We start from the raw sequence: 25,639 nt of genomic DNA, 5'->3' as shown, positions 1-25,639 counted from the left end.
GTGTCGTCGGCTGCCGGAGTTTTACCCTTGCTGCCGGCGGTTATGACAATGCTCAGCCGGTTGCCCCATTTACCGGGATCCTTGGCGGTGAAGAGAAAGCGGCCCTGGGTTGCCGTTGCCGAGCTGCTGTCCTCGGGCAGCACCCGCATCACATAGCAGGCGCTGCCTCCGTTGGTAAAGAAGTGCTCGACCGCATTGGGCAGGAAGCGGTTGCTGCCGTACCGCTGCGGAGAGAGATAGGAGCCGAACCGGCGCTGGTATTCGGCAAAGCTGGTAATGAGCACAGGGGTTCCCTTGGTGGGTCCCTTTTCCGCCAGACCGATAAATCCTGCGGTACTGGTACCAACACCCTCCATGGCCTTGACGCCGGAGTCAAATTCCTCCACATACACACCTGGAGCCAGATATTCTGCCATATGCGTCCCTTCTTTCTGATGAATTTACGGCTGTTGGTTACAGATATACGTTTATTTGTCCGGGAAACCGGACGGAGATTTGTCCGCCCCACTGACAGGTCAGCCTGCTGCCCTGCTGCAGGGCGGGCTGTCCGCCTACCTTGACCTTCTTTTGTACCTGTTGCCAGGGGGCGGTGGTGACAGGCACACAGGGGGCCGACGTGGGGGTGCCCATGGCTGCGGCGGTGGCAGCCTGAACCGCCGGGTTGGCCACACAGCTGCACAGCCCAAATGAGGGGATATTCCCTATGGGAATGTGGTCGGCCCGCGTGGCCATGGGTTTGCCGTTGATCAGTACCTTGGCGGTGGGCGTGCTGTTGAGGGGAACGGGTGCCGTCCCAAAACTGCACTGGATCACGCCGCCGGTACAAAGAGCAGGCTTCATGGGGATGTGCCTCCTTTCCCTTTCAGATGGAGATACAGCTCCTTGACGGGAGCGATCTGGGTGACCCGGCTGCTGGGCACGGGGATGGCCTCCAGCATCAGGTAGAGCGCGGGCTGGATGGGCTGTCCCATGCTCTGCCAGAGAGCCGTCTTTTCACTGGTGGGCGGAGACTCCAGCTGGAGCCGCAGGGGCTCTCCCTCCAGCTCCAGCGGTCCCATGCTGTGGGCCGCCCGCACCGCCCCTTCCAGCAGCACCAGCTCGTCCACCGCCTCCAGCCCGCCAAAGGGGCGCTTTCGGTTGGCGTAGAGGAGAAAGCGCAGGGCCAGATAGCGGTTGGGGGCCTGCTGGAGCGTGGGTCCCTGGGGAATGGGACGGGGAACGCCAAAGGGCCGGGTATCCGCCACATCGTAGCAGGTGAGGAAAAGCCGCCCCTCCGTGCTGTCGCCGGGGTAGGCCAGCTGCAATTCGTCCGCCTGCTGGAGCACCACCGGGACCAGCTCCTTCCGCAGGCCCTCCAGCACCAGGGACAGGGCCTGTAGCAATACCAGCTGCTGACTCATGGCTCATCCTCCCTCCACGCGCTCTGCCAGAGCACCGTTCCGTCCTTTCCGCCGTCCAGCACCAGAAGGGTGCCCAGGCCGCTGCCGGAGGCCGTCCAAGCCGGCCGCGTCTCAATGCCCTGTTCGGGCCGGGTAAAGCGGTAAACAAAGGGGCCGGTCTGCTCCACCTTGGGGGATGCCGTCCGCCCCAGGGCATAGCTGCTGAACCAGTCCCGCCAGTCCACCGGCTGGGGGTCCACGGTCTGGCTGGTATCGGGCTGAGGTGCGCCCGGCAGCAGATCTCCGTAGGACAGCACCTCATTGATGACCAGGTCTTTGGGGGAGAGGGCCGGACTCAGTTCCTCCCCCTGTCCCTCTGTAGTCACCAGGGTTATGGGACAGTCGGTAAAGAACATCAGTCCAAAGGTGGGGTAGACAAAGGCAGCTTCATCCTCGCCTATGTAGAGCAGCCAGTGCTCGGCAAAGGCCTCCTCCAGCTCCGCCAGGGATAAGCCCAGAAAGGCGTCCCCCCTGGGCCTGTCCTGCCACACCTGCCCGGTGTACAGGGCCTGGCCGCTGGTGTGGTACAAGGTACCGTAGCCCATGGGCTGGCCATTGCGGAAATTACCGCTGTAGCGGATGCCCCCGGTTTGGGGATCGTAGAGGATGCCCTCCCCCTGATAGACCCCGTGGGAAAAGGCTCCCTGATAGAGCATGGCGCCCTCCTCCGTCCACTGGGTGCCCTGGCCGTGGAGCAGGCCTGCGGAAAAGGTGCCCTCCCGCAGCAGCACGCCCGTGGTGCTGTATTCCCGTCCCTGGCCCTCCAGCAGACCGGAGGCAAAGGTGCCCTCCCGCAGCAGGCTTCCGTCAGAGGTGTATTCCTTGCCGGTGCCCTCCGCCACGCAGCGGCCGGTATCCGGATGGAACATCTGCCCCAGGCCCTCACAGCGGTTGCTCACCATCTGGCCTTTGTAATACAGCTTGCCTTCCCGATAGAGGGCGCCGTCGTTCCCCTGAAAGAAGCCGTCCTCCAGAGGCCCTACGTAGACCAGCCGTCCCAGCCTGTCGTATACCGCCCCTTGTCCGGAATACACGCCGTTGACCACGTCTCCCTCATAACGGAGCACGCCTGCGCTGTCCACAATGCGCACCCGGCCCGATACCTCCTGTAAGGCCTTGTCTCCGTACCAGTAGGTGGGTGGGCCGGTGTCCCCGGGGGTAAAGAAGGAGAAGGGCAGTCCGAACAGGGCCAGGATAGCCGCAGCTCCCGCGATGACCAGCATGAGAAACCAGGGTTTGCGTATGAATACCGGCCCCACATGCCAGTAATCCTTTCGGCTCCACTGCCGCTTTTGGGTGTCGTCCGCCATGGCCTGCCCTCCTTCCGTCCGATGGGAATCAGTTCAGTTGTTCCGTGCCCAGCGGGGTCATCCCTGGCCAGGCCCGGTCTCGTGCCTGTATCCAGGCCCGCCAGGCGATCGCCAGCGAGAGCACCGCGGCGATTGCCAGCACCACCGCCGCTACCCGCAGGGCGGGGCCTGCCCAGCGCTTCAGCCCAGACAACAGCCGGTTCAGCAGCTGTTTGGGCGTCTGAGCGGGTGTCAGTTCCGTGGGCAGGGCCTTTAAATCCTCATAGAGCTGGTCCCAGGTCTGGTAGCCCTCCTCTGCCCGGCGGCAGAGCAGCTCCAGTTCGGGGGGATTGTGCTGCCTCGGGGTGCGGGGCAGGTCTTTCGTCATCAGATCCCGGCACAGGCGGGCCACCCCGCATACCGCGCCCGCCAAAGAGGGATCGGCTTGCAGGCGGGGGTTTCCCAGATAGTGCAAGGCCGCTCCTGTTCCCGTGATGCAGAGGTTTTCCGGCCGGGCGGACAGGGCAACCGCCCAGAAGGGGACCCCATCCTCCAGCACCTGTTCCACCAGGGCAATGGCCTTTTCCCGGCGCTCCTCCAGCGTGGGAGAGTATCGCTCCAGCCACTGCTCCAGGGATGGGCCGCAGCAGCTGGGCAGCAGTACCGCCAGACCGGTTCCCTCGGTTCGCATGGGCAGAGTTCCGGGGCAGGTCAGGGCCTGCCGCTGCCAGGTGGGGTTATGGAACACCAAGCGTGTCCATTGATTGTCTGCTCCATCTCTGCAAAGCTCGGCCCGTCCGGCTGGGGTGTTCCACATTCGGCAGACGATGTGCAGATCGTCCCATACCACACCGCTCATAGCTGCCCTCCATCTTCCACCAGAACAAAGGCGCAGACCTGCTGGGCCATGCCGGTGCAGGTTTTGGCCCACACCTGGTATACGCCCGGCTGTTGGGGAGCGGTATAGGCCCCGTCGCGGTCCACCTGGCCGTCCCGCTGGCTGGCCACATAGAAGGCGCAGGGGCGGCTCCCGCCGTCGGTGAATACCGGCACAAAGAGCACCTGGTCTCCCGGCTTGACCCGGATCAGATCAGGCTCCAGCCGCAGCAGTGTCCCCGCAGGCTGGGGCGGCTGCGGTTCCGGACCTGCCCGCCAGGCGTGCCACCGCAGATGGAGCACCTCCTGCCGCAGCTCTCCCCGGGGGCGCACCGCCAGCTCGAAGGTACCCCGCTGAGGATGCAGGCGAATGCCCCGCTCAATGGGGCAGTCATAGGTACCGCTGGCCTGGGCGAAGAGGGAGGGGTCTCCCAGCAGCACATCGCTTTCATGCTCCCGCAGGTTGACTGCCGGGATGGTGTTTTCCAGGCCGAAATCCATATAGACCTGACCCAGACCCAGACCATGAGGGGTCTCGTCGGTGTAAAAAATCACATCCCGGTTGCCTGGGTGGAGGGGAAGGTCGATCACGCCGCTGCACCACTGGGGTTCTTCCGGTTCCGGAGCCGGCTGGGGCTGTACGGGTTGGGGTGGCCCAAAGTACGCCATGCAGTCCTCCAGCCGGGTTTCGATCCAGCCGGAGCAGGCCCGGTTGGCCCGCAAAGGAAAGCTGCTGCAAAGTTCTACGCTCAGACTGGTCCGCTCCAGGCGGAGCCCTGCCAGGGGGACGCCGATTGGGCCGTCTCCCGGCTGGTCATACAGGGCGCAATGTTCCAGCCGTGTTTTCAGTTCTCGTCTGGGGGAGTCGGAGCAATGGAACTGCAGGGTAAGGGGGGCGCTGGGCTGTAGGCTATGCTGCTTCCAGGTCAGCCGAAGCTGCTCCGGCGGAAGGGAAAAGGCACCGGCCTGCTGGCTGTCAGGCAGGGGAGAAAGAGAGAAGCAGAGTACGGTCTCTCCCGGCGGGATCCGCAGCGTCTGGTCTATCTCCAGCGGTTTGCCGGTACGGCTGTCCACATAGCCGATCAGCTGGGGCCCATAGTGCAGTTGGAGCAGCACCGTTTCCGGCTCAAAGCTGCGCAGCCGCAGCCGCAGTTCCACCGTGCCCTGCCTGGGGAGGATCCATGGCAGCATCTGATAGACCTGCAGCGTGGGATGCTCCGCCAGCAGGTGGTGAGCGATCAAATGCTGCTCTGCCGGGTCCCACAGGGACACATGGGTGTCGGTGAGCAAAAAGGTGGTTTCCTCCCGTATCGCGCCGTCCTGCTTTCGGTTCTGCCCGGATACCGGCACAGGATCAAAGCAGGTTTCCTCATAGATCAGCCATAAAAAAGCGGTATCTCCGGTTAGTGTTTCCAGCCCAGGCAGGGCTGACAGCGGTACCACCTGGGACTGCGGTACCGCCAGAAACCGCCCTTGCTGGTCCACCCCCAGTCCGGGTGTTATCGACAGGGCCTCTTTTCCCAGGGGGCATACCTCCAGCCCGGTCAGTATCCCGCTGCCCAGCGTCCAGCGATTCATAGCGGCTGTCTTTTGCTCCGAATAGGTCTGTTCCCGCTCGAAGTCGGCTGCCCGCAGGTGCTTATGGGGAAAGTATCGGTTTTTCGTCAAGGGAAAGGGTCGATCTGTCATTGCACGCACCCCCCAGAGATACCGGTATTCTGCATTGATAATTGGTTTCATTATAATCCTGTCGAAAAACATTGACAACCATTTTCTGGGGCGCTGTCTCCGAGTTGCACTACGTCACCTTGTATTATAGAGTAGTAGTTACTAGAGCCCCTCTCCAAGGGCTGTGCTACACTGTAAGGGATGTTGTGGATTGGTAATCGCCTCCTACCACAAGATGGTTCTCGACAGGTTCCAACCACAGCCCTTTGCAGTTTTGTTAATCAGTTAAATACCGCCAGACGGTTTATGTGGAACAAGGCTACAAAAGCAAAGTGTTATGTGGAACAGCATCACAGATTTACCGTTGGAGGTTTTTGAAATGATCGTTTCCGTTGGTATCGATGTGACAAAGGACAAGCACGACTGCTTTATCCAGAGTTCTGAGGGCGAAGTCCTGGCGGATGTGTTCACCATCTCTAACAATATGGATGGCTTCCATACGCTGCTGGAGAAGATTCAGGCCTGTACCGCACCTCGGGACAAAATAAGAGTAGGGCTTGAGGCGACCGGGCATTACAGCTACAATCTGCTGGGGTTTCTTTTAGACAATGGTCTGGCCACCTATGTCTTGAATCCCTTGCGCACAAATCTCTACCGAAAAAGTCTCAGCCTCAGAAAGACCAAGAGCGATCGGGTAGATGCACGAACGATTGCGGCTATGCTGTTATCCGATGCAGGCCTCAAACCCTACACGGATACAGCATACCACAACGAGGAACTAAAGTCACTCACCAGATACCGTTTTGACAAGGTAAAGGAGCGCGCCAAGCTGAAAACCTCGGTTTCCAGACTGGTCTGCATTCTGTTTCCCGAGTTGGAAAAGCTGGTTCCAACGCTCCACATGGCCTCTGTCTATGCCCTGCTGGAGGAGTTTCCGGGAGCCAAACAGGTTGCCGGAGCACACCTGACAAGCCTCAAATCTCTTTTGGAGAAGGCCTCTAAGGGCCGGTACAAGCGAGATGTGGCATTGTCAATTCGGGATGCTGCACGAATATCCATTGGTTCCAGAATGCCTGCCAAATCTCTGGAATTGCAGCATACCATCCGGCTCATTCGGGAACTGGATGCTGAAATCCATGAAATTGAAGCTGAGATTGAGACCATGATGGACGAGATCCAGTCTCCCATCATGACCATCCCCGGCATCGGCTGCCGCATGGGCGCCATGATCCTGGCTGAAGCGGGAGATCTGTCACGCTTTGACTCTCCGGACAAACTGCTGGCTTATGCTGGTATGTCACCGTCTACTTACCAGTCCGGACAACTGAATAACTGTTACCCACACATGGAGAAACGGGGCTCCAGATATCTGCGTTACGCACTTTTCAACGCCACCAAGTATGTCTGCCTTTGGGACCAAACCTTTTCCGATTATCTCGCAAAGAAACGGGCGGAGGGCAAGCACTACAATGTGGCTATCTCTCATGCAGCTAAGAAGTTGGTGCGGCTTATCTTCGCCATGGAGAAATCCCGGCAGCCCTATCGCTCAGCGGCTTGAGCCAACTTTTTGAATAGACAGCAGGGGTCTGATTAGACCTCAGCTTTGCCATACCCTTTTTGAACCATCTGTCTGTGAGTACTTCCACTCATTTTGAGGGTTGACTTTTAATAGTTAATCTGTCGAATTTTGACGAACTGAGTTGAAAACAAATGGTATGCCAAAAAAATACAGGATATTGGTGGGCAACTGAAACGGACAGTAAAATAAAACGAAGATAAGTAAGGAAAGTGCGGCGCAGCATTTCGTCATCTGTTTGTGTAAATTTTGGGTCTTTTTTTGCTGTTTTTTATCTTTAGAATATTGCAAGGGCAATACAATATCAGTATAATTAGGAAGATAATATATTGTCGCAGGTGGTATTTCTGTAAGTGTTTTGGTCGGTTTTGTGTGTATGAAACGGCAGCTGAAAGAGACTCCTGAGCAAGGTGCAGTAAGTCTCATCCTCATGCACAAAAACAGAATCGACATAGAGAACCGACCCACAGCCATCTATGAGCCGTGGGTCGGTTTGCTTCGTATCATCAATATCTATGGGAGAGAGAAGAAATGAAACCCTTTGAGAAAAAAGTTTGGCTTTCCACCCCTACTATGCACGGGGAAGAACTGAACTATGTGACCCAGGCCTATGAGAGCAACTGGATGTCTACAGTTGGTGAGAACATCAATGAAGTGGAGCGGCTGACCTGCGAAAAGGTGGGGTGCAAGTATGCTGTAGCGCTTTCGGCAGGAACAGCCGCTCTTCACCTGTGTGTCAAGCTGGCTGGAGTAAAGCCCGGTGATACGGTGTTTTGCTCTGATATGACGTTTGGGGCTACAGTCAACCCGGTGGTATATGAAGGCGGAGTTCCGGTCTTTATTGATACCGAGCGGGATACTTGGAATATGGACCCTGTTGCGCTGGAAAAGGCCTTTAAGATTTACCCTGAGACCAAAGTCGTGGTGATGGCGAACCTATATGGTACGCCTGCCAAGCTGGATGAGATTCGCGCGGTCTGTGATGCGCATGGGGCCGTGCTGATCGAGGACGCCGCCGAATCCCTGGGCGCCACCTATAAAGGGGTACAGACCGGAACGTTTGGTACATACAACGCGATTTCCTTTAATGGCAATAAGATCATCACTGGCAGCTCTGGTGGCATGCTGCTGAGCGATGATCTGGAGGCGGCCAACAAGGCGCGGAAGTGGTCCACCCAGAGCCGGGAAAATGCACCCTGGTACCAGCATGAGGAACTGGGCTACAACTACCGCATGAGCAATGTGATTGCCGGCGTGGTGCGAGGCCAGTATCCACACCTGGAGGAGCATATAGCCCAGAAGAAAGCCATTTATATGCGCTATCAGGAGGGGTTGAAGGACCTGCCTGTTACCATGAATCCTTACGATGGGGAGAACTCTGAGCCCAACTTCTGGCTGTCCTGCCTGCTGATTGACCGGGAAGCCATGTGCCGCCAGGTGCGGGGTGAGACGGAGACCCTATATATTAGCGAGCCCGGCAAGAGCTGCCCCACAGAGATCCTGGAAACACTCGCAAAGTACAATGCCGAGGGCCGGCCCATCTGGAAGCCCATGCATATGCAGCCCATCTATCGGATGAACGGCTTTGTGACCCGGCAGGGGAATGGTCGGGCCCGCACCAACGCCTACATTGCCGGCGGTGTGGAAGATGTGGGTGCGGATATCTTCCAGCGGGGACTGTGCCTCCCTAGCGACAATAAGATGACGGTTGAGGAGCAGGATGCCATTATTGAGATCATCCGCAGCTGCTTTGTGTGACCGAGGAGGAAAAAGATTGAAGACCAAGCATAAGTCGTATGGGCCTTATGAGCGATTCTTTAAGCGGCCCATTGATATTTTCTGCGCCCTGGCTGCCATTCTTGTATTCTGCTGGCTGTACCTTATTGTGGCCATCCTGGTGCGGGTCAAGCTGGGCAGCCCGGTGTTGTTTACTCAGGATCGGCCCGGAAAGGACGAAAAGATCTTCAAGCTGTATAAATTCCGCACCATGACAGATACGCGGGATGAGCATGGCAACCTGCTGCCCGATGACGTGCGGTTGACTAAATTTGGGAAGCTGCTGCGCTCTACCAGCTTGGATGAGCTTCCCGAGGCATTCAATATTCTCAAGGGGGATATGAGCGTGATCGGCCCCAGACCTCTTCTGGTAAAATATCTGCCTCTTTACAATGAGGAGCAGCGCCGCCGCCATGAGGTACGCCCCGGCCTGTCTGGTTATGCCCAGGTGAATGGGCGAAATGCCGTGTCATGGGAGGAAAAATTTAAACTGGATGTAAAATATGTGGACCATATTACATTTTTGGGGGATGTACATATTATTTTTAGCACTGTTATGAAGGCGTTTGTCAAGCGTGAGGGAATCAGCTCGGAGACTGCTGCTACCATGGAAGAATTTAGAGGAACCGCGGTGAAGCAATGAAAAAATTGGGCATTATTGGTGCAAGCGGCCATGGCAAAGTAGTGGCTGATATTGCAAAACAATTGGGTTGCTACCAGGAAATTGTTTTCTTTGATGACAGTGTAGATAGAGTACAGTGCGGAAAATATCCTGTTGTGGGTAAAAGTCAAGATATCTTCCAGTTTGGATGTGATGGGTTTGTTGCCATTGGAAATGCGCAGGTTCGTCAAAGACTCCAAGAAGAGATGGAAACAAAGGGAATATATGTTCCGGTTTTGATTCACCCGGCCGCGGTTGTGGCTGAGGATGTGCAGATATTACCCGGTACTGCAATCATGGCTGGAGCTGTAATCAATCCTGGAAGCGTGATGGGAAAAGGATGTATTGTCAATACCTGCGCCTCGGTGGATCATGACTGCAAGCTGAACGACTATGTACATATTTCGGTGGGAGCCCATTTGGCTGGTTCGGTGACTGTAGGGAATCACACCTGGATCGGCATTGGGGCAGTTGTTAGCAATAATCTGGCAGTCTGTGAAAATTGTATGGTGGGAGCAGGCGCCGTTGTTATAAATGACATTAAGGAGAGCGGAACCTACGTGGGTGTTCCTGCAAGGAAGATCAAATGAAAGTATTGATTTTAGCAAATAATGACGTCGGACTCTACCAGTTTCGAAGAGAGTCAATTATAGAACTGCTGAGGGAAAATTCTGTTATTCTATCATTGCCTAACGGAGCTATGCTGGAACCTTTGCTGTAAGCAGGCTGCAAGTTAATCGATACTCTGGGTAGAACGCCGCGGCATTAATACAGCCACAGACCTGTCGCTGTTCAGACAGCATGGGCGAATGCGCAAGTCAGAAAGGCCTAATTTGGTCATTATTTATACGATTAAGCCGAATATATATGGAGGTATTGTGTGCAGATGGGCTAAGGTGCCTTATGTCGCCAACATTACGGGGTAGGCACCGTATTTCAGAATCCAGGCATGCTGCGTAAACCGGTAAATCACCTGTACCGCTTGGAACTAAAAAAGCGAAAGTGGTTTTCTTTGAGAATACAGAAAAAACGCAAATATCCATTATATTATTTTTTCTCTAACAAGATTGACACATTGTAGAGACGCAATCGGCCAGAATGTGTCAATAGGAGATGGTAGTGTGGTCATGGCAGGAGCAATGATTACTCCTTGTTGCTAAATGAAAATAGTTGTGTTATTAACATTTGCGCATCTGTGGATCATGATTTTAATTTGGGGAAAGTTGATCCATGTATCAGTGGGGGACATTTGGATGGGAAAGTTGTTTTGGGTTGCAAAACTTGAATTGAGATTAATGCAATTGTAATAAATGACGTAGATATTCCTAGCATATGTATGATTGCTGCCGGTACAGTGCTTGCAAAACCACTAAAGGAGACTTGCACCTATATTGGTATCGGCTAAGAGGGTAAACATAAAAAAGATACGAACAGCAGGGTATGTAAATAAAGACCAATGAAATGGGACTTTAAGTAAGGAAATGACTGGGGAGTGCAGTAATGAACATACTTTTTTTGTCGCTGCTTGATTTTGAATCATTTAGTGAACGCAATATTTATTGCGATCTATTGAGAGAATTTATAAAAAATGGACATGTGGTATGCTGTATTTCGCCGGTTGAGAAAAGAAGAAACCAGGAGTCCCATATAATCTATTTTGGAGAAAATAAGATACTTAAATTGAGAATTGGAAATATACAAAAGGTAAATTGGTTGGAAAAGGGTATATCTACACTTAGAATTGAAAGGCAGTTCATTTCTGGCATAAAAAAGTGGTTTTCTGGTATAAAGTTTGATCTGGTGCTATATGCAACACCACCTGTTACTTTTGCAAGAGTCATTAGATATGTAAAGAAAAAATGCGGAGCCAAATCTTACCTAATGCTTAAGGACATTTTTCCTCAGAATGCCGTAGACTTAGGAATCATGAGCAAAAATGGACCCAAAAGTTTTCTCTACCGATACTTCCGCCATAAGGAAAAAATATTGTATCATCTATCTGATTTTATCGGTTGTATGTCCTCTGCTAATATGAAATATATTTTAGATCATAACCCGGAAATTAAGGCAGATAAGGTGGAGGTGTGCCCCAATGCCATTGAACCAGTGCTTATGAGGTTTACCCAGGAGGAACTACAATCCATTAGAGATAAATACAAGATTCCACGGGATCGGATTATATTTGTATACGGTGGAAACCTAGGAAAACCACAGGGCATTCCATTCCTGATTGAATGTTTGAAAGCCCAGAAAGACAATAAAAAAGCCTTTTATATTGTTGTAGGTAGCGGTACTGAATTTTCCAAGCTACAACATTATGTAGATAGTACAGAGCAGGATAACCTAATGTTGCTCAAAAGTTTGCCCAAAGATGAGTATGATCGTATGATTTGTGCCTGTGATGTGGGTATGATTTTCTTGGATCATCGGTTTACTATTCCTAATTTTCCGTCAAGACTTCTTGCGTATATGCAGGCAGGATTACCTATTTTAGCGTGTACTGATCAAAGTACAGATATTGGTAAGGTAATTGTTGAAGGAGAGTTTGGCTGGTGGTGTGAGTCTAACGATATAAAAAAGTTTAGCAATCTTATTGAGCAAATAATCAATACAGATTTGAGTCAGTCTGCTGAAAAAGTGGGTATCTATTTAAAAGAATACTATAGTACCGAAAAGGTATTCTCAATCATTATGCATCATTGGGAGTAGAAGGTTGAAACATTGTAATCTAAGTACCATTCCGAAAAAGGACGCACAAAACCAAGCCCCCTAAGAGCGGGCGAAGAATGCAGTTATGCTTAAAGTCTAAGCGGTGGATGGAGCAGTCACCCAATACCCCTGCCGCTGAAGGATAAAGATGGCTTCCTCCACGGAAACCTCACGGTGTGCAGGTGGGCGATCGCTCTTGCGGTAGAGTTCGGAATTGTACGGCTCATTCTTCCTGAGCATATTGTAGATAGCTGTTAGGAGCATTCTGGCAATGGCGATAATTGCTTTTTTGTGCCCTCTGCGTTTCTTGAGCGCAAGATAGCGGTTTCGAACCTCCGGGAATTGCTTAGCGCGGATCGCATTAAGAGAGCACTGAACAAGCAGCGGCTTGATATAGGCTCCGGCCCGGCCGATTCTGGTAGTTTTCTTCTTCCCGGCACTCTCGTTGTTCTGCGGCGTAAGACCAGCCCAGGAGCATAGGTGCTTCGAGGTGGGGAACACGGACATATCCACTCCGATTTCCGAGATGATGCCGATAGCGGAAAAGGATTGGATACCCGGCGCCGTCATAACAAGGTTGAGCTGGGGAAGGTACTTCTCAGCGGTGGACAGGATCAGGGATTCCAGATTGAGCTTGCACCGTTCCAGGCTGTCCATGTGGGAACGGATGATGCGGAGCTTTTCAGCCTGTTCAGCACACATCTCTCCGTCCACAGCAGCAAGGATTTCTTCGTCAGTTGCTTTCATACGCTTAGTGCGAAAGCTGGAAACATCCGTGATTTTTGTCGCGGGTTTTTCCAAAATCCTGACCGTGATTGCAGAGGCGGCTTTACCAAACACGTCCGAGAACACATCATCCAGTTTGAAATTGGAGACCGTCAAGCAGTTTTGCGCCCGGTTTTTCTCGCCGGTAGTGAAGTTGGTGAGTTTCCAGCGGTAACGTACCAAATCCCGAAGCTGGCGAATATCCGCTGGAGGGATAAAGCTCCCGGCGACGAGGTCGTGCTTGAAGATGTCGGCGATCCACTTGGCGTCCCGCTTGTCCGTTTTCTCGCCTCGGATGGCTTTCACATATTTGGGGTGAGCGAGGACAACATTGCAGGTGCGCTCCAGAATGTTGTAAATGGGAATCCAATACTTTCCGGTGGATTCCATGCACACATCCTTGCAGTCATTCTCGGCCAGCCAGGCAGCACACCGGCGTAAATCACCAGTGAACGTGGAAAAGCGCTTGCTCTTGTAGGTTGTCACGCCCTGCTCATTAGTAGAAGCGATACAGGCAACGACAAAGGATTTGTGGACATCCATCCCGCAGCAGATGCGGTAAACGATTTTAAGCATAACACATCCCCTCGAAACAGTATTTGAGGGAACAGGCAGGGACTGGATGCTCACTGAAAGATTGAAGTAGTCCGTCTCCCCAAAGATAAGGTTACAGGGTCCCATGCCCTACTCATTGGTGCTTGAAAGAGCATCCGGCACACATATATATTCAGTCCAACAGCAAGGTTGAGCCTACTCACCTCCACGTGCTCTGTAGTGTGCCTGCTTCCTCAAGTACATTCTAACAAATATCGACTTGCTGCGTTAGGGGCACTGTGTTTCATCCTCTTTGGTGCCTTGGAGCGCAGCGGAAAGGAATGGTCATATATATGGAAATAGGTAAAGCTATTTGCGCGATCAAGCAGCGGTATCTTCAGTGTATATGGAATCATAAAAGAAATAATATATATTTTTTAATGTTTCATGAGGTTCCATTATATATAAACCAAACTATTCATAATAAAAACTTTTCTATATCAAAAGATAGATTTTTTAAAACAATTATTAAATTAAAAGAAACTGGCGTAGAGTTTAGCAGTTTAAACGCCTTATTTTTAAATGAAGAAACTAACGTACCTTTTGTGCGTGTTGCTATCACATTTGATGATGTTTATAAAAGTGTAATTGATAATGCAGTACCAATACTTAATGAATTAAATATTCCGTTTGCGTTTTTTATAACTAATGAGCTAATAGACAAAAAGAATTATATTTCATCAAAAGACATACAAGAACTGGTTGAGAATCCCATTTGCGAGTTGGGCTTTCATTCTAACAATCATGTTGGGCTACGAGACTATAAAGATAAAAATGAGGTAGTAAAACAAATAGAGGCATTGAATTTTGAAAAAATAATAAAAAGAAAGTGTGAATTTTACGCGTATCCTTATGGATCTGTTTATATGTGTCCAAAGGACTATCGAAATATTGTTTCAGAGAAAGGCTATATTGCAGCATTTGGAACTGTGGATAGTGGTACTAATAATATTATGCTTAAAAAAAATAGATTTTATGTCCCAAGAATAAATGTTAATGAAGAAAATGCTGATGGGCTTGTGTATAGAATAAGTGAAAAGAGAGAGTGACGGTAAAACTATGTCAATGAAAATTTTATTTGCTACATCGACATTATTTCCTTATCGTGTTGATTGGCTAAATGAGATGGGGAAATATGCAAAAGTAGATATTTTCTATTTACTTGATAATGATGAAGCCAGAAATAGTAAATGGATGAGTAAACGTCCTGAAAATTGTAGATATACATTAATGAAAGGAATAGAACTACCTAGAATAGGAAAAATATCTTTAGAGTTTATTCGCTATGTTAGAAAACATGGTAAAGAGTACGACGCTATACTGCTTGACGGATACGGTTTTTCTACTCAACTTTTAAATATTTGGTATTTAAATTGTCATCATTATAACTATTATGTAAATATTGATGGTATGGTATATAATGAGAAAGAAAAAAGTTATATAAATTATATTAAGAAAAAAATTATAAGCAAATTCCCATACTGTCTTTCGGGGTCAAAGGCAACCAATAAAATTTTAAATCAGTATGGAGTCCCTAATAATAGAATAATTAATCATCCTTTTACTTCATTATATAAAAATGATATATATTCAGATATTGCAAGTCTTAAGGAAAAGGAAAAACTGCGTTACGAACTAGGAATTACAGAAGAAAAAATGATAATTTCCGTAGGCAGGTTTTCATATATGGCTGGTTACGGGAAAGGGTACGACGTTTTATTACGGGCAGCTCAGAAATTAGAAAAAAACATTGGGTGGTATATTGTTGGCGGAAAACCGACGGAAGAATTTGTAAGGTTAACAAAAGAAGCTGGGCTTAAAAATGTGCATTATGTAGAGTTTTTGAGCAAAGAGGATTTAAAGAAATATTATAGAGCAGCAGATTTGTTTTGTCTAATGACAGTCAGTGACGTGTGGGGATTAGTAATAAATGAAGCAATGGCGTGTGGTTTGCCTATTATTACTACAAATAAATGTGTTGCAGGTTTAGACTTGGTGTTAAATGGGGAAAATGGATATTTAGTCAATGTAGGTGATGATACTACATTAGCTAATTATATCTATTATCTTTTTAGTAATCAAAAATTATTAACAAATATGTCTAGAGTATCCCTTCAGCTTATTCAAAGTTACACAATAGAAAATATGGCTACAATTCATTTGCAGGCTATTAATACAATAAATAATATAGGATAAATATGTGAGCTGCTTGAGGAATGTGTATGAGTAAAAATGAAGTAAAACCTAAATTAAGTATTATTGTTCCTGTTTACAATGTTGAAAAATATCTAGGCAAATGTGTTGATTCACTTCTAAATCAATTTTATAAAAATCTAGAAATAATACTAGTGGATGACGGTTCTTCTGATGGATGTCCTCATTTGTGTGATTTATATGCGCAAAAAGACTCAAGGATAGTTGTAATACATAAGAAAAATGGGGGGTTAGCATCTGCACGAAACACTGGACTAGACAATTGTTCCGGTGAATATATTGCCTTTCTTGATAGTGATGATTGGATTGATCCGGAAGCATATGATAAAATGCTTTCATTTTTGCTTAGTGCAGAGTTAGATATTGTGTGTTGCGAGATTAGTAGAGTACAAAACGGTAAAGAAATAGAGCGTTACCAGTTTTACAAATCTGGATCTATACTTACAGGACGGGATGTAACACGTGAAATTTTATTAGACAAAATTGGAAGCCATGTGGTAAAAGCAATTTATAAAAAAGAATGTTGGGCTGGGGTTCGTTTCCCAGTTGGACGTCTATATGAAGATATACCAGTAACCTTTAAAGTATTTGCTGCAGCAAAGAATGTTGGCTTCATTGCAGAGCCGTTTTATAAATATCGAGAGAATGATGCTGGTATAACATTATCACCTAAGCCCATAAAACCGTATCATGAGTTTTTAGGTTTTAAAGATCATTATGATTATGCTTTGAAGGAATATCCAGAAATAGTAGATGAGTGCCTGGCTAATGCAGCCATGTATGCCATAAGTACATGTTTTCACTACTATTCAGAAAAAAATCAGGAGCTTCGAGAGCCATCAGCCCATACGGAACAATTTTTAAAAGAAAATAAGAGACAGATAATGGCGTATAGAGGATTTATAAAAACTAGAAAAATTGCAATTAGTATATTTTACTTTTCGAAGCCGCTATTCAAGCTGATGTGTAGACTTTTTAATAAAACTGGATTGCAAAAGTTAACACATTTTGACATGAAATAAAGGAATTAAAATTATGAAGGTTTTGTTTTTTTGCAATACATACTATCAGCTTATTGTAGCAATAAGAATGAAATTAACACTGAAAAAACATGATAAAGCCTCTGTTATTTTAACTGATGTGTCTAAAAATTCAGAACAAATAAGCAAGAACCTACAAAAAACAGGCCTATTTGAAAGCGTGTATCATTTTCAAGTTAGCAGAAATAATAGTAAATCATTTTTGAAATATCTGCTTGAGGGAGTAAAAGGAATTTATCCAAAAGGTATGCAAGCAGACCTTTTCTATGACGAACTTATCGGATTTAACTATGATATTCCTATGTGTGCATTGTATGCTTCATTAGAAAAAGTCAATAAAGCAATTCTTTGCAATGTAATGGAAGAGGGGTTGCTTTCTTACTCTACTCCGGATAGTGATTGTAAAGTAGCAAAGCTGATAAGAGTAATTCGAAAACTGCTCTTTAAAAAGAATGCAAGAGAAAAGAGAAAGAATTTCTATTGTTTCAACAAAAAGGCATATAAAGGCCCGTACGAACCGGTTAGTATACCACCGATAAACACAAATGATGTCGAACTAAAAAATATTTTGTTTAATGTTTTTCTTGATGGTAAAAAGCCTAAGGAATATAAAGAAAAATATATATATTTATCTTCTGTCTATGATTTTGAAGGCGGATTTCCTGTAGGAGAACTTAAAGTTGCAATTAAGATTGCAGAAATTGTTGGCTATAAAAATCTTATTGTGAAGGTACACCCAAGAGATAGTGTTGAACGATTTAAAGCTGCGGGATTGCAGGTTGCAGAAAATTCATCTATTCCATGGGAGATATTTCAAATTGGTTGTGACTTTACTCGAAAAGTAATAATATCAAGTTTTTCAGGAAGCCTTATTAATTTAAATAGTATTATAGAAAATATAGGTACTAATATTTACACAAATAAGCTCTGTAATATTTCTGGAAATCCAATGGCTCAGTATTTTGGTTCTATAATTGATGGATACTTAGGTGAAGCGGAGACGCTTGGATTAAAAAATATTACTTCTATTTCAGCCATAAAACAAATACTACACAAGGAATGATGAATGTGGAAAAAGGCATTATAAAAATTGGAAAACCTTATGTGATCCATTTGCATGATAAAGGTACATCACGCCTATGTGCTGATGTGGAGTATAAAAATAAAATCTGTACTTTATATTATGAAACAGATGAAAAATATTCAGAATATTATTGCTACGAAAGAAGCGATGCTTTTATATTAGGACTTTTACATTCAGCCATGTATAACAATGAAAATATTATATGTGAGGCACCTATAACAGAGCAGTTGTATTTCCAACTTTCGACATACTATATTCCAATTGTAGCAGAAAATATGCCAGATTTAAACACAATAGAAATTATTGCAGATAAGGCTGCGGAAATACCGTGTATTGCCAACGCTTCTGCTACTGGAAACTCTGGAGGAGTTGACTCCTTTTATACAATGCTAAAATATACAAAGGAGCGTTGTGGAAACTTTGGTTTAACACATGTTATGTTCAACAATATATCATCAAATGATAATGTTGAAGATCGTATTAGAGCATTATTTAATAGAGACAAAGTTGAAAAAGAAAGAATATCTGAAGAATTAGGTTATGAATTTGTATGGCTTTTTACAAATTTGTATTCTTTCTATGAGACAACAGGATTATTTAATCATTATTTTACTCTTCAGTATATAAGTGCTGCATATGCCTTAAAAAAATTATTTGCTATTTATTATTTTTCTTCTACATTCACGGTAGATAAATTTTCAATAGATCCAAATATTATAGTGAGCGGTGGAAGGTTTGATTTGTTTACTCTTGCACAAATCTCAGTAGAGAACTTAAAAATCTATTCTGCAGGTATGGAAGCAGAAAGACTTAAAAAAGTTGAATTCATTGATAAATTTAGTATATCACATAGACATTTGCAAGTTTGTGCGGTAGAGCAGTCACTTGGAGGCCAATATAAGAGTAATGCTTTGAATTGCGGATACTGTCATAAGTGTAGGCGAATGATTTCTTTGTATTATGCATGGGGAGTTCTGGAAAAATATCAGAAGATATTTGACCTTTCTTATTTTAATGCAAATAAAAGTAAATTTATTGGTTGTGCATTGGCAGCAGATCAAAAGTATTTTGCCGGCAAAGTTAAAAACTCTTTAAAAAAAGAAAAAAAATACACTTTGTCAATTACAATTTGGTATTTACTATTTAAAATAAGATATTCTTTGGCGAAAAATAAAAAACTAGTTAGAATTTATTATAAACTAATTGGTAAAGAATTAACTGAATAAAATATGAGAGGACATACGCAATGTATGAGATCGGTATATTAGGCGGTATGGGCCCACTGGCAACATCTATGTTGCTAGAAATGATAATATCTCGAACCTATGCTTTATGCGATCAAGATCATTTGAATATTATTGTAGCCAACAAAAGTCAAATACCAGACCGAACTAAGTTTTTGTTAGACCCTACAGAAACAAATCCGCTACCGAAACTGATTGAGGGAATAAAAGAACTAAATAAACTGAATCCCAGAATAGTTTTAATTCCGTGTAACACATCACACTATTTTATAAAAGAACTTCAAAATATTTCAGCAGCTCCCATTATTAATATGGTGCAAAATACAACTGCATATATTAAACAAAGTGATCTGCCTAAATCAGTTGTGATATTAGGAACGTTGGGGACAGTCAAAACACGAATATATGAAATTTTTGATACTTGTGGACTTAATATAGAATATCCTCAAGAGGAAGAGTGTCAAAAAATAAATGATATTATATATTTAATAAAATATTCTGGAGAAAAAGTACTTTATCAGTGTGCAAAAAAATTGACACAAATAATTAATGGTATCTCATCACGATCAACAGAACAGAAAACATTTATACTTGGTTGTACAGAGTTGTCAGCTTTAAACCAATACATTCTTGGCAATAGATACAAAATTGTAGACGCTATGGAACTTTTAGCCCTTTCTGCAATATTACAATCTGGGAAAAAAGTGCAAAATCATAAAAAATATAGCATAGATATCATAAGTAAAAATTTAATATAACTAATTTGCTGAACTTTATAGTATTTAAACTAAAATATATATTTTACTCTTATTTACGATGACAAAATACAAAAGTAGTAATTGATAATTATAATTGAAGAGTTACATATGAGGTAGCTAGTTAAAACATATATCCAAAATGATCCTAGTAGATTTTACCCATACACTTTTAAAATATAGTTTTGTTGGGGCCCAGGTGATATAGCCCCATGGCTGTTTCTGCCGGGCGCAAACAGTTTTAAGCGAGGTAATAAAAACTGTTGTAAATTCCACAAAAATATGCGTGCTGCTGTAGAGCGTTGTATTCTACACAACAATATCTAAGTTAGTGGGTAGGAACTTGGTGCCTTTACGCTAAAATTTAACTAGCTGCGCTCTCCAAAGATAAGGCTTCAAAGTTTTGCGCGTTGCTATTAAAAGTGGTTTTAGCATATATAAAATTAGCACAGTTGAGCCTATATGCTTGACCGCTAAATTGTAGCAACTGTATTAGTAGTGCCGATTTCTTATGATTTAGCGCTTCTGCATTGAACGAAAGAAAATGGTGATAAAATGAAAATTGTAGCAGTTATTCCAGCTAGATTTCAATCTTCTAGATTTCCTGGCAAACCACTAGCAGATCTATGCGGATATCCCCTGGTATGGTGGGTATATCAACAGGTAAAGAAAGTGCGTCAGATTAATGAAGTTTATATTGCCACAGACGATGATAGAATTTTTCAAATATGTAAAAAATATTCGATGCTTTGTATTATGACAAGAAAAGATCATAGTACGAGTACAGAAAGAGTATATGAGGTTGCACAAAAAATCCCTGCAGACTATTTTGTGGTAATTAATGGAGATGAGCCGCTAATTGATCCTAAAATTATTAAAGCAATTATACCGACTGTAAAAGAAAAGTGCGATTTATATGTAGGTAATTTAATGACAGAAATTAAAAGCCCTGTAGAAGCTGTCGACTTTACAAATATTAAAGTTGTTACGGATTTCCAGTCCAATGCACTTTTTATGTCTAGAAGTCCTATCCCGTATCCTAAGTCTTCTATAGATTATGTATATTATAAACATGTTGGTGTTTTAATTTATGATATTAATGCACTAAAATTCTTTGCAAATACACCTAAAGGATATAATGAAAAAATTGAGGATATAAACGAATTAAGATTTATTGAGAATGGACAAAAAGTCAGGATGATTGAAGTGCAAGCCAACAGCCTTTCTGTGGATACACCAAAAGATTTGGAGCATATTAGCCGTATTATATCTAAAAAAATTGAAAATGGAGAAATATCTTTATGAAAAAGCCTTTAATTCTTGACTGTACACTTCGCGATGGAGGATATATTAACCAATGGCATTTTGGTAATTCTGCTATATATAGTATTGTTAACTACTTAAATGAAGCTAATATTGATATTATTGAGTGTGGTTTTTTGAAGGATTGTACATATAATTCTGATGTGTCAATTTTTTCTTCTACTTTGCAAATTACCCCTTTTATTTTTCCCAAAAAGCAAGGAACCATGTATGTGGCTATGATTGCGTTAGGGGATATTTCTCCTGATAAAATATTACCCTGTGATGGAAGCTCTATTGATGGCATTCGTCTGACTTTTCATAAACATGAGTGGGAAGAAGCAAAACAAGTTGCCAGAGCGCTTATGGATAAAGGTTATCAGATATTTATCCAGCCAGTAGGTACGACTTCTTATTCAGATGAAGAATTACTTCAATTGATTCAAGATGTAAATAACCTTCGTCCTTTTGCATTGTACTTAGTGGACACTTTAGGGATTCTGTATCGTCATGATCTGCTTCGATTATTTTATCTCATTGACCACAATCTACACAAAGATATTTATGTCGGTTTTCACTCGCATAATAACTTGCAGCTTTCGTTTTCCAATGCTCAGGAATTGATGCGTGCGGAGTCTTCACGAAAAATTATTATTGATGCATCTGTTTATGGTATGGGCCGAGGTGTAGGAAACCTTTCTACTGAACTTCTGGCAGAGTATATTAATGTAAATATTGGAGTTTATTACTCTATAACCTCTTTATTGACTATTGCAGATCAATTTTTGATGAGCATTTATGCACAGCAACGGTGGGGATATGATTTACCCTATTTTTTATCGGCAACAGAAAACTGTCATCCTAATTATGCTTCATTCCTGCTGAATAAAGGTACTCTTAGTATTGCGGATATTTCTAAAATTTTAAGTTTGCTCCCAGTAGATAAGAGGGATTTATATGACATTCAATTGATAAAAGATTTATATCATTCTTATCAAAATTGCCAAATTCGGGATGATGAAACCCGAGCTTTGTTGTCTGAAAAGTTAAAGGGTAGAAATGCTTTAATTTTGTGTTCGGGTGCCAGCTTAAATATTTATAAAGAACAGATTATATCTTACATAAAAAAAGAGAATCCTTTTGTTATTTCAGTTAATTTTATTAGCCCCCAATATGAAGCAGATATGCTTTTTGTAAGTAATCGTAAACGTCTAGATTTGATTAGAGGTATTAATAAAAAGCCTGATTTAATTATTGCTACATCGAATTTGATTGAAGTTGCTTCTGAATGTGTGAATTTTGTTAACTACTCAAGTTTTATTGGGGAAGGCCGTGCTGCAGATAATGCCGGTGCTATGCTGGTTCGAATTTTGAAATCAGTAGGAGTCTCCAGCATTTCAATAGCTGGTATGGATGGTTTTGATGTGGATTCTTCTAACAATTACTGCATTAGCACCTATATGCATCCAATAGATCGAGTAGAGAGCGAAGCAAAAAATAAAAATATTGCTCGGCAGTTGAGGCTGGCCTTGTCTGGTGTAGACTATCATTTTATAACACCTACAAAATATGAGGTATAATCCATGTACGACCTTGCAATTTTTGATATGGATGGAACAATTGCGGATACATCTTTAGGTATTATTAATAGTCATCGCTATGCACATAAAATAATGGGACGCCCTGTACCAAGCGAGGAAATTCTTTACTCTGTAATTGGTGGGCCGTTGCTACAAACGTATACAAGCCGTTTTGGATTTTCCGAACCAGAAGCTCGCTCGGCAGTTGCAGCTTATCGTGATTACTACAGTAATTATGGAATTCATGAAGCTTCTTTGTATCCAGGTATTGAGCAAACCCTAAAAGAGCTTTTTTGTAATGGTGTAAAGCTTGCAATGGCTACACTAAAAAAAGAAGAATTTTCAAAAATTATGTTAAAAAAAATGGGGATCTTGAATTTCTTTACCGTTATATATGGTATGGATAAATACGATACCCGCACTAAATCGCAGTTAATTGAAATGTGTATGAATACAACTGGCATACCTAAAGATAATAGTATTATGATTGGTGATAGTATCCATGATTTAAATGGAGCAAAAACCTGCGGAATATCATTCTTAGGTGTAACATATGGATTTGGTTTTTTGCCAAATCAAGAATATAATATTCAATTAGTTAGCTCTGCAAAAGAAATTACTCGTGTTGTAACCGACAGTAATATATAAATTATATACTGAACCTCCATGGAGAATATGAGAGCAAAAGATAGTTTATTCTATCAACAAATTGAGCATATGAGCAAATGGCACTGGCTACTTTTTTGCAATCAAAACGGTGTATATTTCTAATTGTTTGTGTGGAGCCCATTTAGGCCATGAGTTGAGGGAGAAGGAAGGGGTTAATGTAAAACTTCCTCATTACCATGTAATACTTCGCTAGAGAAAATGCCAAGGACGGCATCTCTTGCTTGAGGGTAATTAACCCGGCAGAAGTTGCTTGGAGAGGGGAATTAACCTGTTCTACCAAAAGCTGCTTTTGGCATGACACCCAAGTGCCCACAGACAGAAGCGAGTATATATCTAGTGCCGTATCCTTGCTGCCATAGGTATGAGGCTGACTGGTAAACAGCCGGTTTGGTACAGAAAACAGCATCCAGCAGGTAGATCTAAACTATTCTTCAGTATGGTCTGTATTTTATAATACTGCTGGTAGTAGGTCTTCACGATAAGTCGGATTTCCTCCTCTGGTACAATATCTCGGCAGTATAAGCCAGCGGTCGAGACCGTAATTGGCCAGCATCATTCTTGTCGGTCTGGGTCCATCTTAAATTGTTGTTTCTGTAGTAATGGACTAGTATTGAATTGACTACTGAGACATAAAGACCAGCACTATGGTGCAGCCAGGCCACCGGCGCATGATAATTGCCAACAGATCCCATTCTCACACGGGTCTCGTCGTCTAGATTTTTGAGCAGCACTGTTAGCTGGCTCAGTTCATTGGCGACGTGACATACTTCTAAAGGATAAAACCACCACTTCTCCAAAGGACCACATGACTGCAAGCATGCTTTTGCCCGTGGAAATATTGCTGCCAACGAACTTTATCTGAATTCTTCCAATACCAAGAATTTGCAACCAGAATTTATCTTTTTGCAGTACCATTTAAGCTATTTCGTGACGAAAACTCTCCGGCATACTGCCCCTCAACCTACTTAAATTGAATGCTACAACAAGAGAATAGCAAATTGTCTTATCTGCGGGTTTATAAATCCAAGGTACAATTGGTCACCAAGTTGCTCATCTTATTGTAACTTAGACACGAGACGGTAAGAACACTGGACTGGTAGCCCGGTACGAGCGCAATGAGCAATACCAAGGTTACCGCAGCGGCCACTATAGGCGAAATCTTACCACCACTTCCGGGGAGGACATCCTCAGGGAGCGTAAACTCAATGGAATCTCTTTTGAAACTTCCATTATTGAGCGGTATTGCTGCCGGGAGAGCAGGGTGGAAGAGGTTCTTGTTGAAGAAGAACATCACCGAGGCATTCTAGGGTAGCAAGGTCTCTCCCTCCACCGTCAGTGGGCTGAACAAGAAATCGTACAACATTGAGGATTGGCGGAACCGCCCTCTACAGGGCGGATACTATCTGTATGTCTATGTGGATGAGAACTATCTGCGTCGTAACTGGGGCGGGGAATTTGAAAGTGTAGCAATTTTGTGGAAATCACAGTCAATGAGGGTAGATATCGTGAGGTTCTGGGCGCTGATGTTCGGGCCCAGCTGAAATAGCCCCATAGCGCTCAGGAGAAATCGCCAATTTGAGTTCAAAAGAAAAAGCCATTACTGAAACCTTTCAGACCCCTTATACTGGACAGTGACCAAACAACCCAGTAGAAAGGATTCGTATGAAAGGAATACAAAGCAATGGCTTCTTGCCCATTATAGCACAGGCCATCGCAGAGATGGAAGCACAGCACGGAGAGTTTTCAAGCATAGATGAGATAAACCTTGCGGAACTCGGTCGGCGGACCGGACTTTCCCGAGCCAAGCTTCGGCGTCTAAAAGCCAATGGTTTCTGTAAAACTGTTCATGGTCTTGTGGGTAAGAGAAAAAGGAGCACATTCTGGACGGTTACAGTGCTGTTCTGGATCGCTTGCTCAGAGATGGTGTCAGCAACTCTGCGGTCTGCCTGGAACGGCTACAGGAGATTGGTTTTACCGGAAGCTGCAGCACAGTGAAACGGTACATCGCCGCTTATAAGCATCTCATCCCGGCCAAGCGGCAGCAGGTTGCTCCCCAAGGAAACCGAGGGCGCCGTTACACCACAGCGCCTGGCGAGGCCTACCAGATGGACTGGGGCTTCACAGATGTGCTGGACTACAACGGAAACACATACCGTGCGGCATGCTTCGCTATGATCTGCCACCACTGCGGCCAGCGCTACATTGAGTTTTTTCCTAACGCCAAGCAAGAAAACCTGTTCATTGGAATGATCCACACCTTTCAGTACATAGGGATGCCCAGAGTCGTCCTGTCACCGCCGGAGTAAAATAGACCTGGAGCGCCGGGCAAAAATTGACCCACGCCTAAAGACCGGCTATCTTAAAAGTGTGTCGAATACTTTTAAGGGAGATGGCCGAA

The 25,639-nt window shown here is 44.9% G+C and carries 22 protein-coding genes and 2 pseudogenes; 17 read left to right on the top strand and 7 right to left on the bottom strand.

Annotated elements, in window-relative coordinates:
* Positions 1-453: 453 nt before the first annotated feature.
* From B5G34_RS16315 to B5G34_RS16295, 5 genes are read right to left on the bottom strand one after another with little or no spacing between them, the layout of a single operon-like run.
* Positions 454-840 (bottom strand): DUF4280 domain-containing protein, encoded by a 387-nt coding sequence (locus B5G34_RS16315; RefSeq protein ID WP_087340047.1) that lies wholly within the window; start codon positions 838-840, stop codon positions 454-456.
* Positions 837-1,400, bottom strand: coding sequence for a Pvc16 family protein (locus B5G34_RS16310; protein ID WP_087340045.1), 564 nt, complete (start codon positions 1,398-1,400; stop codon positions 837-839). The genes B5G34_RS16315 and B5G34_RS16310 overlap by 4 nt, the downstream gene beginning before the upstream one ends.
* Positions 1,397-2,749, bottom strand: a complete 1,353-nt coding sequence (locus B5G34_RS16305; RefSeq protein WP_087340042.1) for a hypothetical protein — start codon at positions 2,747-2,749, stop codon at positions 1,397-1,399. Before B5G34_RS16305 ends, B5G34_RS16310 begins: the two co-directional genes overlap by 4 nt.
* A 28-nt stretch (positions 2,750-2,777) precedes the next feature.
* Entirely contained in the window at positions 2,778-3,587 is an 810-nt protein-coding gene (locus B5G34_RS16300) for a hypothetical protein (RefSeq protein WP_087340039.1), read from the bottom strand.
* A complete protein-coding gene (locus tag B5G34_RS16295) occupies positions 3,584-5,293 on the bottom strand; it encodes a hypothetical protein (protein WP_140397278.1) in 1,710 nt (569 codons plus the stop codon). The genes B5G34_RS16300 and B5G34_RS16295 overlap by 4 nt, the downstream gene beginning before the upstream one ends.
* 361 nt (positions 5,294-5,654) lie before the next feature.
* On the opposite strand from B5G34_RS16295, the gene B5G34_RS16290 reads away from it, so the two are divergent.
* The 5 genes from B5G34_RS16290 to B5G34_RS16270 all read left to right on the top strand — a co-directional run bounded on the left by B5G34_RS16290 (position 5,655) and on the right by B5G34_RS16270 (position 11,994).
* On the top strand, positions 5,655-6,830 hold the full coding sequence (locus tag B5G34_RS16290) for an IS110 family transposase (RefSeq protein WP_087340064.1): 1,176 nt from the start codon (positions 5,655-5,657) through the stop codon (positions 6,828-6,830).
* Positions 6,831-7,379: 549 nt separating this feature from the next.
* Complete coding sequence (locus B5G34_RS16285; RefSeq protein WP_087340032.1) at positions 7,380-8,606, top strand: aminotransferase class I/II-fold pyridoxal phosphate-dependent enzyme; 1,227 nt, start codon at positions 7,380-7,382, stop codon at positions 8,604-8,606.
* The gene (locus B5G34_RS16280; RefSeq protein ID WP_343286579.1) at positions 8,578-9,267 is read left to right on the top strand and encodes a sugar transferase; all 690 of its coding nucleotides are present in this window, start codon (positions 8,578-8,580) and stop codon (positions 9,265-9,267) included. Before B5G34_RS16285 ends, B5G34_RS16280 begins: the two co-directional genes overlap by 29 nt.
* Positions 9,264-9,875, top strand: a complete 612-nt coding sequence (locus B5G34_RS16275; protein WP_087340026.1) for an acetyltransferase — start codon at positions 9,264-9,266, stop codon at positions 9,873-9,875. The genes B5G34_RS16280 and B5G34_RS16275 overlap by 4 nt, the downstream gene beginning before the upstream one ends.
* A 910-nt stretch (positions 9,876-10,785) precedes the next feature.
* On the top strand, positions 10,786-11,994 hold the full coding sequence (locus tag B5G34_RS16270; RefSeq protein ID WP_087340023.1) for a glycosyltransferase family 4 protein: 1,209 nt from the start codon (positions 10,786-10,788) through the stop codon (positions 11,992-11,994).
* 96 nt (positions 11,995-12,090) lie between these two features.
* On the opposite strand, the gene B5G34_RS16265 is transcribed toward B5G34_RS16270, so the two are convergent.
* Positions 12,091-13,335, bottom strand: a complete 1,245-nt coding sequence (locus B5G34_RS16265; RefSeq protein ID WP_087340020.1) for an IS110 family transposase — start codon at positions 13,333-13,335, stop codon at positions 12,091-12,093.
* Between the two features lie 311 nt (positions 13,336-13,646).
* On the opposite strand from B5G34_RS16265, the gene B5G34_RS16260 reads away from it, so the two are divergent.
* From B5G34_RS16260 to B5G34_RS16230, 9 genes are all read left to right on the top strand, one after another.
* Positions 13,647-14,402 carry a polysaccharide deacetylase family protein gene (locus B5G34_RS16260; RefSeq protein WP_162609507.1) on the top strand — a complete coding sequence of 252 codons (756 nt, stop codon included), beginning with the start codon at positions 13,647-13,649 and terminating at the stop codon, positions 14,400-14,402.
* Positions 14,386-15,549 carry a glycosyltransferase gene (locus B5G34_RS16255; RefSeq protein ID WP_140397277.1) on the top strand — a complete coding sequence of 388 codons (1,164 nt, stop codon included), beginning with the start codon at positions 14,386-14,388 and terminating at the stop codon, positions 15,547-15,549. The genes B5G34_RS16260 and B5G34_RS16255 overlap by 17 nt, the downstream gene beginning before the upstream one ends.
* Before the next feature lie 26 nt (positions 15,550-15,575).
* Positions 15,576-16,589, top strand: coding sequence for a glycosyltransferase (locus tag B5G34_RS16250; RefSeq protein ID WP_162609506.1), 1,014 nt, complete (start codon positions 15,576-15,578; stop codon positions 16,587-16,589).
* A 13-nt stretch (positions 16,590-16,602) separates the two neighbouring features.
* Positions 16,603-17,670 carry a polysialyltransferase family glycosyltransferase gene (locus B5G34_RS18550; protein WP_140397276.1) on the top strand — a complete coding sequence of 356 codons (1,068 nt, stop codon included), beginning with the start codon at positions 16,603-16,605 and terminating at the stop codon, positions 17,668-17,670.
* A gap of 5 nt (positions 17,671-17,675) precedes the next feature.
* A complete protein-coding gene (locus tag B5G34_RS18545; RefSeq protein WP_140397275.1) occupies positions 17,676-18,917 on the top strand; it encodes a hypothetical protein in 1,242 nt (413 codons plus the stop codon).
* 20 nt (positions 18,918-18,937) lie between these two features.
* Positions 18,938-19,693, top strand: a complete 756-nt coding sequence (locus B5G34_RS16245) for an amino acid racemase (protein WP_087340006.1) — start codon at positions 18,938-18,940, stop codon at positions 19,691-19,693.
* Between the two features lie 552 nt (positions 19,694-20,245).
* Positions 20,246-20,995 carry a 3-deoxy-manno-octulosonate cytidylyltransferase gene (locus B5G34_RS16240; RefSeq protein ID WP_087340003.1) on the top strand — a complete coding sequence of 250 codons (750 nt, stop codon included), beginning with the start codon at positions 20,246-20,248 and terminating at the stop codon, positions 20,993-20,995.
* Positions 20,992-22,572: an aldolase catalytic domain-containing protein gene (locus tag B5G34_RS16235; protein WP_087340000.1), complete on the top strand. Its 1,581-nt coding sequence runs from the start codon at positions 20,992-20,994 to the stop codon at positions 22,570-22,572. The genes B5G34_RS16240 and B5G34_RS16235 overlap by 4 nt, the downstream gene beginning before the upstream one ends.
* A gap of 3 nt (positions 22,573-22,575) precedes the next feature.
* Positions 22,576-23,220: an HAD-IA family hydrolase gene (locus tag B5G34_RS16230; RefSeq protein WP_087339997.1), complete on the top strand. Its 645-nt coding sequence runs from the start codon at positions 22,576-22,578 to the stop codon at positions 23,218-23,220.
* Positions 23,221-23,284: 64 nt separating this feature from the next.
* Here B5G34_RS16230 and B5G34_RS19315 read toward each other — a convergent pair.
* Positions 23,285-24,099: pseudogene (locus B5G34_RS19315) on the bottom strand (transposase); the annotation flags it as partial.
* 241 nt (positions 24,100-24,340) lie between these two features.
* On the opposite strand from B5G34_RS19315, the pseudogene B5G34_RS16215 reads away from it, so the two are divergent.
* The 3 genes and pseudogenes from B5G34_RS16215 to B5G34_RS18830 form a co-directional block, all read left to right on the top strand.
* Positions 24,341-24,763, top strand: a pseudogene (locus B5G34_RS16215) (transposase); the annotation flags it as partial.
* 140 nt (positions 24,764-24,903) lie between these two features.
* Complete coding sequence (locus B5G34_RS16210; RefSeq protein WP_204245972.1) at positions 24,904-25,236, top strand: hypothetical protein; 333 nt, start codon at positions 24,904-24,906, stop codon at positions 25,234-25,236.
* Positions 25,233-25,547 (top strand): hypothetical protein, encoded by a 315-nt coding sequence (locus B5G34_RS18830; RefSeq protein ID WP_162609503.1) that lies wholly within the window; start codon positions 25,233-25,235, stop codon positions 25,545-25,547. The genes B5G34_RS16210 and B5G34_RS18830 overlap by 4 nt, the downstream gene beginning before the upstream one ends.
* The last annotated feature ends 92 nt before the right edge of the window (positions 25,548-25,639 follow it).

Source organism: Flavonifractor sp. An82, from assembly GCF_002159265.1.
Lineage (GTDB): Bacteria > Bacillota > Clostridia > Oscillospirales > Oscillospiraceae > Flavonifractor.
This window is presented reverse-complemented; position numbering and strand designations above follow the sequence as displayed.

Bases quoted from the DNA above. Each gene is read 5' to 3' on its own strand.
- B5G34_RS16315 (WP_087340047.1), bottom strand. From the start codon at position 840: ATGAAGCCTGCTCTTTGTACCGGCGGCGTGATCCAGTGCAGTTTTGGG.
- B5G34_RS16310 (WP_087340045.1), bottom strand. From the start codon at position 1,400: ATGAGTCAGCAGCTGGTATTGCTACAGGCCCTGTCCCTGGTGCTGGAG.
- B5G34_RS16305 (WP_087340042.1), bottom strand. From the start codon at position 2,749: ATGGCGGACGACACCCAAAAGCGGCAGTGGAGCCGAAAGGATTACTGG.
- B5G34_RS16300 (WP_087340039.1), bottom strand. From the start codon at position 3,587: ATGAGCGGTGTGGTATGGGACGATCTGCACATCGTCTGCCGAATGTGG.
- B5G34_RS16295 (WP_140397278.1), bottom strand. From the start codon at position 5,293: ATGACAGATCGACCCTTTCCCTTGACGAAAAACCGATACTTTCCCCAT.
- B5G34_RS16285 (WP_087340032.1), top strand. From the start codon at position 7,380: ATGAAACCCTTTGAGAAAAAAGTTTGGCTTTCCACCCCTACTATGCAC.
- B5G34_RS16275 (WP_087340026.1), top strand. From the start codon at position 9,264: ATGAAAAAATTGGGCATTATTGGTGCAAGCGGCCATGGCAAAGTAGTG.
- B5G34_RS16270 (WP_087340023.1), top strand. From the start codon at position 10,786: ATGAACATACTTTTTTTGTCGCTGCTTGATTTTGAATCATTTAGTGAA.
- B5G34_RS16265 (WP_087340020.1), bottom strand. From the start codon at position 13,335: ATGCTTAAAATCGTTTACCGCATCTGCTGCGGGATGGATGTCCACAAA.
- B5G34_RS16260 (WP_162609507.1), top strand. From the start codon at position 13,647: ATGGAAATAGGTAAAGCTATTTGCGCGATCAAGCAGCGGTATCTTCAG.
- B5G34_RS16250 (WP_162609506.1), top strand. From the start codon at position 15,576: ATGAGTAAAAATGAAGTAAAACCTAAATTAAGTATTATTGTTCCTGTT.
- B5G34_RS18550 (WP_140397276.1), top strand. From the start codon at position 16,603: ATGAAGGTTTTGTTTTTTTGCAATACATACTATCAGCTTATTGTAGCA.
- B5G34_RS16245 (WP_087340006.1), top strand. From the start codon at position 18,938: ATGTATGAGATCGGTATATTAGGCGGTATGGGCCCACTGGCAACATCT.
- B5G34_RS16240 (WP_087340003.1), top strand. From the start codon at position 20,246: ATGAAAATTGTAGCAGTTATTCCAGCTAGATTTCAATCTTCTAGATTT.
- B5G34_RS16235 (WP_087340000.1), top strand. From the start codon at position 20,992: ATGAAAAAGCCTTTAATTCTTGACTGTACACTTCGCGATGGAGGATAT.
- B5G34_RS16230 (WP_087339997.1), top strand. From the start codon at position 22,576: ATGTACGACCTTGCAATTTTTGATATGGATGGAACAATTGCGGATACA.
- B5G34_RS16210 (WP_204245972.1), top strand. From the start codon at position 24,904: ATGAAAGGAATACAAAGCAATGGCTTCTTGCCCATTATAGCACAGGCC.